General features: G+C 37.4%; 11 protein-coding genes and 1 tRNA gene. 4 read left to right on the plus strand and 8 right to left on the minus strand.

Annotated elements, in window-relative coordinates:
• Positions 1 to 907: 907 nt before the first annotated feature.
• On the plus strand, positions 908 to 3,166 hold the full coding sequence (locus tag H6F45_RS05215; protein WP_190346658.1) for a Wzz/FepE/Etk N-terminal domain-containing protein: 2,259 nt from the start codon (positions 908 to 910) through the stop codon (positions 3,164 to 3,166).
• Here H6F45_RS05215 and H6F45_RS05220 read toward each other — a convergent pair.
• Together H6F45_RS05220 and H6F45_RS26915 are read right to left on the minus strand one after the other, a co-directional pair.
• A complete protein-coding gene (locus H6F45_RS05220) occupies positions 3,152 to 3,295 on the minus strand; it encodes a hypothetical protein (protein WP_190346659.1) in 144 nt (47 codons plus the stop codon). The two genes, H6F45_RS05215 and H6F45_RS05220, sit on opposite strands and share 15 nt — an antisense overlap.
• A 3-nt stretch (positions 3,296 to 3,298) precedes the next feature.
• Positions 3,299 to 3,421 (minus strand): hypothetical protein, encoded by a 123-nt coding sequence (locus H6F45_RS26915; protein ID WP_277876960.1) that lies wholly within the window; start codon positions 3,419 to 3,421, stop codon positions 3,299 to 3,301.
• A 130-nt stretch (positions 3,422 to 3,551) separates the two neighbouring features.
• Here H6F45_RS26915 and H6F45_RS05225 point away from each other — a divergent pair, with 130 nt between their 5' ends.
• Positions 3,552 to 4,697, plus strand: coding sequence for a SpoIID/LytB domain-containing protein (locus H6F45_RS05225; RefSeq protein WP_096568427.1), 1,146 nt, complete (start codon positions 3,552 to 3,554; stop codon positions 4,695 to 4,697).
• Between the two features lie 203 nt (positions 4,698 to 4,900).
• On the opposite strand, the gene H6F45_RS05230 is transcribed toward H6F45_RS05225, so the two are convergent.
• A complete protein-coding gene (locus H6F45_RS05230; protein WP_096568424.1) occupies positions 4,901 to 6,169 on the minus strand; it encodes a hypothetical protein in 1,269 nt (422 codons plus the stop codon).
• Positions 6,105 to 6,392: a hypothetical protein gene (locus H6F45_RS05235; protein ID WP_190346660.1), complete on the minus strand. Its 288-nt coding sequence runs from the start codon at positions 6,390 to 6,392 to the stop codon at positions 6,105 to 6,107. Before H6F45_RS05235 ends, H6F45_RS05230 begins: the two co-directional genes overlap by 65 nt.
• A 143-nt stretch (positions 6,393 to 6,535) precedes the next feature.
• Here H6F45_RS05235 and H6F45_RS05240 point away from each other — a divergent pair, with 143 nt between their 5' ends.
• Positions 6,536 to 7,015, plus strand: a complete 480-nt coding sequence (locus H6F45_RS05240; protein ID WP_096572687.1) for a hypothetical protein — start codon at positions 6,536 to 6,538, stop codon at positions 7,013 to 7,015.
• Between the two features lie 107 nt (positions 7,016 to 7,122).
• On the opposite strand, the gene H6F45_RS05245 is transcribed toward H6F45_RS05240, so the two are convergent.
• Positions 7,123 to 7,194 (minus strand) — tRNA-Gln (locus H6F45_RS05245).
• A gap of 94 nt (positions 7,195 to 7,288) precedes the next feature.
• On the opposite strand from H6F45_RS05245, the gene H6F45_RS27285 reads away from it, so the two are divergent.
• Positions 7,289 to 7,486, plus strand: coding sequence for a hypothetical protein (locus H6F45_RS27285; RefSeq protein ID WP_190346661.1), 198 nt, complete (start codon positions 7,289 to 7,291; stop codon positions 7,484 to 7,486).
• A 287-nt stretch (positions 7,487 to 7,773) separates the two neighbouring features.
• On the opposite strand, the gene H6F45_RS05255 is transcribed toward H6F45_RS27285, so the two are convergent.
• The 3 genes from H6F45_RS05255 to H6F45_RS05265 all read right to left on the minus strand — a co-directional run.
• Entirely contained in the window at positions 7,774 to 8,124 is a 351-nt protein-coding gene (locus H6F45_RS05255) for a type II toxin-antitoxin system PemK/MazF family toxin (RefSeq protein WP_190346662.1), read from the minus strand.
• On the minus strand, positions 8,115 to 8,330 hold the full coding sequence (locus H6F45_RS05260; protein WP_096568418.1) for a hypothetical protein: 216 nt from the start codon (positions 8,328 to 8,330) through the stop codon (positions 8,115 to 8,117). Before H6F45_RS05260 ends, H6F45_RS05255 begins: the two co-directional genes overlap by 10 nt.
• Before the next feature lie 224 nt (positions 8,331 to 8,554).
• A partial coding sequence (locus tag H6F45_RS05265) for a GUN4 domain-containing protein (protein WP_190346663.1) occupies positions 8,555 to 9,534 on the minus strand: 980 nt, incomplete at its 5' end.

Raw genomic sequence — 9,534 nt, forward strand, 5'->3', positions numbered from 1 at the left:
TTCTATGAGGTACTACTTCTTATATGCTGATAATAGCTGATCTAGTGTTACCTCTGGAGTCGGAAAAGTCGGATCTCTCAGTCGGAAAAGTAGGGGAGGGGTAGGTAATAGGTTGGGGTTAGGGGTTGGTTAGAGGTTGTTTGAAAAGTCTTTCATGGTGTATCAAATATTTTGACCCCTCCCTAACCCTCCCCTTGTAAACGGGAGGGAACTGGATTTTTATTGTTTCCCCCTTTTACAAGGCGGGAGGGGGTAGCAATGTGATTAAAATCGTACTATACTACTTTTAAAACATCCTCTTAGGTTTATTTAATGTTTATTTAATGTTTATTTAATGCTTATTTAATGCTTATTTAATGCTTATTTAATGTTTATTTAATGTTTATTTAATGTTTATTTAATGTTTTTTTTAAAGTTAGATCACTTATCGTCCTGAATATTTTTCATACTTAATATATTTCCTATTTATCCTTCATTAAATATTTAAAATTCTTCTGAATAAATTTACTATCATAGTGCTAACTGGACATATATCGGGATGAATTAATGATCTAAGAGCTATGTAGGATATGTTCTATCAAGTAGTTCATCGGGAGCATCCCAATTTTGACAAAATAAACGCAGCAACACTAAAAAATCTCTCACAATTTCTTACCTTTGTGTCCTTTGTGTCCTTTGCGGTTCAATTATATCAAGACTTGGAGCATTTTATTTCCCTAGATAAAAATAAATTTACACATTTGGGATGCTCCACTTCATCAACATGGAAAGAATAACTCTTATTGATGTAAGAAATAACTTTGAGTATCAATTATCTCCAAGGAAAAATATCTCAAAGTTTGATCTCAAAATTTGCTATCATCATTATCTTCCAGATATATTATTTTCATAGTCGAGGACTTTTCTAGTGGCTACAAGTCATCTCAATCGTAAACAAGTAATTACTACCTCTAAACAAAGCGTATTTGATCTTAGACAAATAGCTACAATTTTGTTTTACAGACGCTTTTTAATTTTGGGGGTTTCCTGTGCAGTAATATCAGTTACAAGTCTTTTGGCTGTCATCACAAAACCGATGTATCAGAGTTCTATGCAAATCATGATAACTGATGATTTGGATCAAGAATTACGATCAACTCAGAGCCAAATACAGAGCCAAACACAGAGCCAAACACAGAGCCAAATAGATGCAACCAGTCAGTTAAATAATTCTGATAATTCATCTGGAGAATATACCCAGCAGATGAAATTAATGCTGAGTTCTAAACTAGTACAAAAAGCAGTTGATTTACTACGTGCTGATTATCCCAATATTACCTTAGAAGATATCAAAGGTAACAGTGATACTGGCAAAACTGGATATTTGCAAATCAAACCCGCAGAAGAAAAATTATCATCTAATGGGGTTAATAATCAAGTATTTATCGTTTCATTTAAAGACCCCGATCCTGTCAAAACCCAAAGAGTATTACAAGCTCTGCAAAAAGTTTATCAAGACTATAATCTTGAACAAAAAAATCAGCGTGTTAATCAAGGTTTAGCCTTTGTTAACAACCGATTACCAAGGTTACAGAATGAGACATTAGCGGCTGAAAAAAGATTAGCATTTTTTCGCAGGAAACATAATGTAATTGATCCACAAATACAAAGTAAAATATTGTTAGAATCTCTGGCTGATATTCAGAAACAACGACAAAATAACCGTTTACAACTCGAAACTGTAGAAAATCGCTACAAAAGTCTAGAACAAAAATTAGCATCTTCCCAAAAGAATACACAGTTAACTGCTAGTTTAAATCGTTCCAGTAACTATGAAGCTTTAGTCAATGAACTTAGAAAAACAGAAGCTAATTTAGCTCAGGAGCGTTTGCGCTACACCGATAATTCTCCAGTGGTGATCAGACTGAAGGAAAAACGCCAACTTCAGATGGCATTATTACAAGAAAAATTGCAAAATACAGCTACTAATACTGATCAAAATACAGAGAATTTATTAACTGTTGATAATAAATTATCTGAGGAGTTAGCCGGGTTGAGTAAACAACGAAATTCACTCATTAATAAAGAAAATAACTTAGTTAAATCTGAACAAGAAATTCGCACACAATTAAATACATACCCCAGCCTTATATCAGAATATAATCGTTTGTTATCCGATGTAAAAATCCAACGCCAAACACTTGAACAACTGGTACAATTCCAACAATCATTAGGATTGAAAATTGCTCAAAGCGGATTTGAGTGGGAAATTTTGGAAGAACCAGCAGTAGGTATTTATATTGGTACAAAAAAATGGTTATTGATTATTGGTGGAATAGTAACTGGACCAATTTTAGGTGTGATTGTAGTCTTAATTTGGGAAATGTTTAACAAGGTAATTTTTTCACCTTTACATTTACAAAAACTAACAAATATCAGATTACTTGGTTCTGTGCCAAGATTGGGTAAACCTAGTTTAAAAAGCAGATTGAAAGAAATATTGAGACAGAAGCAAGAAAAACAAGCATCGGTAATTACAGAAAACATAAATACAGAAAACATAAATACAGAAAACAAAAGTAAATTATCCAGCCATGAAACCCTGGATATGATTTACCAAAATCTGCAAATCTTTAAAAATTCCTTACCTTTTAAATCCTTGATGTTGACTTCTGCACTACCAGGAGAAGGGAAAACAACCTTAACTTTAGGGTTGGGAGCGAGTGCAGCGAATATGCACCAACGGGTATTAGTCATTGATGCTAATTTGCGATCGCCCAGCTTACACAAAATTTTGGGAATCTCTAATGATTGGGGTTTATCTTTATTATTGCTGGATGACATCAAGACACAATTTCAAAATTATATCCAACCTATTCACCCATCAATAGATGTTTTAACCGCAGGACCCCAACCAGATAATGTAGTGAATCTCCTCAGTTCAGAAAGACTTAAAGAATTAATAGAGTCTTTTGAAAAAATCTATGATCTAGTTTTAATAGATACTTCTTCTATTTTAGATAGTGTTGATGCGAGAATTATTGCCTCTGTTTCTAATGGTATTGTCATCGTCGGACGCATCGGGCAATTAACACCACATCAACTAATGCAAACAACAGAAATTTTGAGTCAGTTAAATTTAATTGGTATTGTTGCCAATGAAGTCAATAATTCAGGTGACAGGTGACTGGTGACAGGTGACTGGTGACTGGTGACTGGTGACTGGGAAAATACAAATAATTTCTCCCTGACTCCTGACTCCTTGATCTCCTGTAAGGGCGAAGCATTCGGGCGATAAATTATCAATTTTTATCACAGGTTATTTTCCGAATGCTTCGCCCCTACGACTCCTTGATCTCCTGACTCCTTGATCTCCTGACTCCCTGACTCCTGACTCCTTGATCTCCTGTAAGGGCGAAGCATTCGGGGGATAAATTATCAATTTTTATCACAGGTTATTTTCCGAATGCTTCGCCCCTACGACTCCTTGATCTCCTCAAGTTGAAGTCGCAACTTTCTCACAAGGAAAAATATCTTTTAAACTGGTAGAGGCTTGTGATTCAACGGTCAGCATGAAAATCCAACTTTATTTAGGCGCTTTATTTTCCCAAATTCAAGGAAAACATTGGTGGATAGGTATCCTGTTATGGTTTGTTTTAGTCGCTCCTGCTCAAGCATCTGTGATCCTGCGCGTAGCCATTGAAAAGGGAGTAAATCAAGTTAAAGTTGGTGCTTCCACGACAGCAATAGTTAAAGATAGTTCTGGCCGTACCCTGGGACAACTACCAGGAATGAGTGCTTATGCAGCCCAAGCAGTTCCCGGAGGAGTAGGCTTAGATAAATGGCAATCTGGTTTATTTTGGATTGAACCTACAGATAAAGGATTTGTTTATATAGGCGATCGCTGGTTTCGCGGTAGAACTTTGGTTATCCCCACCGAAAACGGCTTAACCGCTGTTAACTGGGTAGACTTAGAAGAATATCTCTACAGCGTCATCGGTGGAGAAATGAACTCTAGCTGGCCGCAAGAAGCTTTAAAAGCCCAAGCGATCGCCGCCCGTACCTATGCCCTCTACAAACGAGAACAACAACGCAACAACCCCATTTTTGACTTAGGAGATACCCCCGACCGCTGGCAAATTTACAAAGGTGTCAGCAGCGAATCTCGCAACACCTACGCAGCAGTAGATAGCACAGCAGGTCAAGTCCTCACCTACGACAACCGCATTATTCTTTCAGTATTTCATGCCTGTTCTGGTGGACACACCGAAAACGTAGAAGACGTTTGGGGAAACCCCCTTCCTTATTTACGCGCTGTCCAAGACTTCGATCAAAACATCAAAGAATGCAACTGGAGCAGAACCTTCACCCCAGAAGAAATTAGCTCTCGCATTTCTGGAGTCGGTAACGTCAGAGATATGATGATTGAATCTCTGTCTCCTTTCCGCAGCGTTAAAACTTTAAGAATTGTGGGAGATCAAGGTACAAAAGTCCTCAAAGGTGAAGCAGTCCGCACCGCACTAAAACTGAGAAGTACCCGTTTCACCCTCAACAAAGACGCAAATGGTAACTTCACCCTCCAAGGATTAGGTTTTGGACATGGTTTAGGTATGAGTCAATGGGGAGCATACAACCTAGCTAAACAGGGAGCAAACCACCTGCAAATTTTAGGACATTATTACAAAGGTGTAGCTTTAACTCCTATTCAAGCTAAGTAGTCTGGGGACTGGGGACTGGGGACTGGGGACTGGGGACTGGGGACTGGGGACTGGGGACTGGGGACTGGGGACTGGGGACTGGGTAATCAATTTTATGTTTTCTAATCAACTATTACCAATTACCAATTACCAATTACCAATTACCAATCACCAATCACCAATCACCAATTACCAATCACCAATTACCAATTACCAATCACTAATTACCCATCACCTAACAAATTCTGCTTTTTCACCTGCTCAAATTCCTGTTCTAGTAAATCTCTATCACTAGAGTAAATTAAATCCTCTTTACCAATTACTTTCTCACCAGCAAACTGACGAGCAAAATCAATCTTTTGTTGTAAAGTATCATCCGCATTCCCTAAAATTCTCGCCCTTTCTAAACGTTCACGGTTACGAGTTGCAATTTTACCATTACGCCATTTAATCCAAAAATAACGCGCTAATGGTATTCCTAAAAAACCAATCCCATAAGCTAACAACAACCAATAAATTCCTTGGACAAAACCAACCAATCCCCCTATTTGGGCTGCAATTTCTCCACCTTTTAATAAACTTCCTAATATTAAAGCTCCCACAATATTCACCACACCCAAACCAGCACTGAGCATAATTTGTCCTGAACTCGCAGCACTAAACCGCCACAGATTTTCATCTAAATATGGATCTACTGGTTGACGGAGTTTTTTACTAGCTTGTACTTGTAATTCAGGGAAATAATATACCATTTGTCCTTCAGGACTTACCTGGGGTTTACCATTAAATCGTACCAACACAGGTAACATATAATCTTCATATTCCTGTTGGTATTTCTCCCCCAAATTATCTAAATACGGTGCAATTTGTTCTGCAACCACCGCCCCTTGATTATTTCTAATTACAATCCCAATTTCTCGCCAACGTCTTTCTTCTAATTTCGCATTCGGATTTCCATCACCAAATAAAAATGAAAATACAGATTCTAAGAAATTGAACTCACTTTTTTCTCTTCTTTCTCTGCGTCTTTCTTCGCCATAATAATCAGGACTAAAATACCAAAATAAATCCGGGAAAAAGAAGAAATTGAAACCACCAGAACTGCTGCTTCTATTATCTCCATCTCGGTCTGAATTAGCAGCAGTCATAATTATAATGATGGTGATAGTAATCAGGGCAATCGAAGCAATTAACAAAATACCAAAGGAAATTCTAATTAAATAAAACAGCACCCCCCAAATTTTTTTCCACCATTCTTGCAAACGCAACTGCAAATATTTATTTCTTAAAATTGTTCTAAAATTTTGGGGAAATTGATAAACAATATCACCTGTTTCTGCTACCTGTAAATGTCCACCAGCATCAGACGCTAAAGCTAATAAACCTTGGTTCGCTTCAGCCACATTTAAACCCGCTTGACTAGCTACATCACCCACAGTCACACGGTAGCCTAATTGTTCCACAGATCGCATAATAGCGGGATTGGGAGTCATTGTCTCTCCTGTCCTGTTTGATTTTATAGTTGCTCTTCTCCAGTATAAATAATTTATCAATAGGCAACAGGGGACTGGGGACTGGGGACTGGGGACTGGTGACTGGGGACTGGGGACTGGGGACTGGGGACTGGTGACTGGGGACTGGGGACTGGGGACTGGGGACTGGGGACTGGGGACTGGGGACTGGGGACTGGGGACAGTGGGAATAAATTATTACCAATTACCAATTACCAATTACCAATCACCAATTACCAATTACCAATCACCAATTACCAATTACCAATTACCAATTACCAATTACCAATTAATTTAAATGTTAAAATTAAATACCATCTTGGTAAACCAGCAAATTTTTCCCCTACTATGGTTCAATATACTCTCGCTCAAAGTCCAGAAATTATCCTCACTGTTCCTGGAAGAGATTCGGCTAAAGCCCGTGATAAAGCAATGGATCAGTTGATGGAACTGATGGAAGCTGATAAACTACCCACAGAATTGGAAGAAGGTTTTGGTCCTCAACAGTTAATAGAAGTCAAAGAACCAACTATTGATAATACTAGCGGTGAGGATGCCATTACCCAAGCTGTACAAGTTCTCAGTAATTTGGCTACACTCAAGTTAAAAGTCCAGGAAACCCGCGCTGAAGCTTTAGAAATTCGTAAAGCTGTTGATGTTCTATTTTCTGATAATACTGTAACTGAGGATGAAATTACCCGTCTCAAGGAAGGTTTCAAGGTGCTGAAAAATTTCGCCCAAGCTAATATTCGTTATCAAGAAGCAAAAGCGAAAGCTGAACAAGCGAGAGAAATTTTAGATCAAGCTTTAAAATCACCCGAAAAATAACAATATTGAGTAATTGGTAAATCTAAAATCCCAAATCTAAAATATAAAATCCAAAATATCAAAAAGGGTAGACTTTTCAATCTACCCTTGATAATTATTTGATAATACTGGGGCGCTAGGATTCGAACCTAGGGATGGCGGGACCAAAACCCGCTGCCTTACCGCTTGGCTACGCCCCACTGCTTTCACTCTAAATAATATAGCAGTCACACCATAGGTTTTGTCAAGGGTTTTTTCCAAAAAATTTCCAAAAAATTTCCGATTCCTTAGCAGGTGGCTATAGAAGATCCCGGACTTCTCCAAGAAGTCCGGGATCTGAGGGATTTGAGGCAAAAAAAGAGGGAAGGTTGTTATCCCTTCCCTTGGTTGGTTGTTTTTCTGGTTTTTTTGGTTGTTTTCTGGCTTTTGCTGTTCTTTGAGTTTGTTTCTCAGCATCTGCTGTTGTTTCTTGATTTGTCTTTTTCTGGCTGAACCGCCTCGGCCTTTGTCGTTTCTCCCTTGTTTACGGGGGGATTCCCATCTTTTTAAGCGCATAGTGTTTTTTGTGGTGAGTAATGACTATGAAATGCTATGAGCAGCACTTGTCTTATTATAATACAGAATTTTCAGTTTTTACAGAAAGTTAGACCAGGTTGTATATAAAGGCTGATTTGCAGACAAGCTACTCATCCTCTTCAGATAGTATTGCATCAAGATCAATTTCTACATCAGCAACTAGAGATTGAACACGGTTTACTAAATCTGGTTTAATAATATACCTAATCTTGTAAAATCCAATTTGCTAGATTTTGTCTAATTCTTGTTAATCTTGCTTCAGAAATTTCACCAATTTTTCCTAAAAGTATCTGTTCGGAAACTACAGCTAGTCGTGAAACTCGAAACACACTTTCTGATTTTAAGCCTGTTTGCGAAAAATCAACATCTTGGGGTGAGATAATTTCATCTAATCCTACTATTTCTTGTCCTGTTTTTGTGGAAATCATACAGGCTAACCAGTCATTATAACTATTATTAGATAGGGGTTTGATGAGTAGTGCAGGGCGTAATTTCCCCAGTGTCAGGTTAGTTTGCGGAAATCTGAAGAGAACGATTTGACCTGCTATTGCCATTTTTCTATTAAATCGGATTCGGTGTATTCAGGAAGATGATCATTTTCTAAGTCTCTCATAGCTTGTTCTAAGGAAAACTCGTTCCATTCTTCATTTTCTTTGTTATTCAAGATTGGGATTAATATTTTTTGAATTGTCCATTTTTCTTCTTCTATCAGTTCTAAAATAGTTTCTTTGATCAGGGCTTTTAGTTGTTGGTTTTCCATTGTTCACCTTTGGTTAATCATTCTTTGATTTTACCTTGTTTTTAAGTCGTGGATCTGTGAATAGGAGATTGAGAACGAACCACCACAGAGGCACAGAGGACACAGAGAAAAATATCTGTTATTTTTTAGTAGGTTAACATTAACATCCTGTACATCCTTTAATCCTGGTTATCCTGATTCAAACTTAATATTTTTCTGTAATCTTTAAATTTTACAGTTTACTGTTATGAACGCAAGATCAGAACTATTACAACCGCTTTCCAGTAATCATCTTGAGAATACAAACTAATAACTACTTTCCACCACCATATCGAACCTACGGGAAAAAAAGGAAGATGCGCTTTTGGTGCTTTTATGTCAAAGGTAATCTCGTTATAAGACAGTAAATTTTCTCCTGTTCTCCATCCTACCTTATCTATAAATCTATTCAAGATTTGGCGGTTGTAAGTTGTTGTCCCCCCCACACTTTCATAAATCTGCTTCTGTACAGAAAAACCAAAGCGTCCATTACTATTCTTTACCCACAAATTGTCTATAATGCTGATGTCTCCACTTGGAATATTAAGAACATTGTCTATTTCCAAATAACCCGGTATTCCTCGGTTAGCAAGCGTCAATATTATCCGTCTTGTTTCCTCATCTGCTTCTTTCCACTTTCTTGCTGCTAATAATTTCTCTAGTTTTTGATACCGACTTGTTACAGTAACAGATGGTGAAGGTGGTGAAGGTAAAATTTGAGAAGGCGATCGCCTCACATTTTGATCTACAAAATTTAACGCCTGAATAACTTCTTTTACAGATTGATAACGATGTTTAGCAATAGGACTTGCTAATTTTTCCAAAATCTTCCCTAACTCATCACTTACCAAATTTCCATTTAAAAAATCTCTCCATACCCATTCCCCTTCCATCGGACTATATAAATCAAAGGGACTAACTCCTGTTAATAAATGCAAACAAGTTACCCCTAAACTATATAAATCACTAATAAATAAAGGTTTACCCATTGACTGTTCAGGGGCGCAATATTCAGCAGATCCAATAATTGTCCCTGTAGCTGTGCGTTGCTGTGGTTTGACTATTTTCGCCGCCCCAAAATCTACTAAAAATAACTTATTTTCACTACTCAAAATAATATTTTCTGGTTTAATATCTCGATGAATTACTTGTTTACTATGAACAAAATCTAATATTTGCAAAACTT

The organism is Sphaerospermopsis sp. FACHB-1194 (genome assembly GCF_014696235.1).
Taxonomy (GTDB): domain Bacteria; phylum Cyanobacteriota; class Cyanobacteriia; order Cyanobacteriales; family Nostocaceae; genus Sphaerospermopsis; species Sphaerospermopsis kisseleviana.

Bases quoted from the DNA above. Each gene is read 5' to 3' on its own strand.
- H6F45_RS05230 (WP_096568424.1), bottom strand. From the start codon at position 6,169: ATGACTCCCAATCCCGCTATTATGCGATCTGTGGAACAATTAGGCTAC.
- H6F45_RS05260 (WP_096568418.1), bottom strand. From the start codon at position 8,330: ATGGAAAACCAACAACTAAAAGCCCTGATCAAAGAAACTATTTTAGAA.
- H6F45_RS05225 (WP_096568427.1), top strand. From the start codon at position 3,552: ATGAAAATCCAACTTTATTTAGGCGCTTTATTTTCCCAAATTCAAGGA.
- H6F45_RS05255 (WP_190346662.1), bottom strand. From the start codon at position 8,124: ATGGCAATAGCAGGTCAAATCGTTCTCTTCAGATTTCCGCAAACTAAC.
- H6F45_RS05240 (WP_096572687.1), top strand. From the start codon at position 6,536: ATGGTTCAATATACTCTCGCTCAAAGTCCAGAAATTATCCTCACTGTT.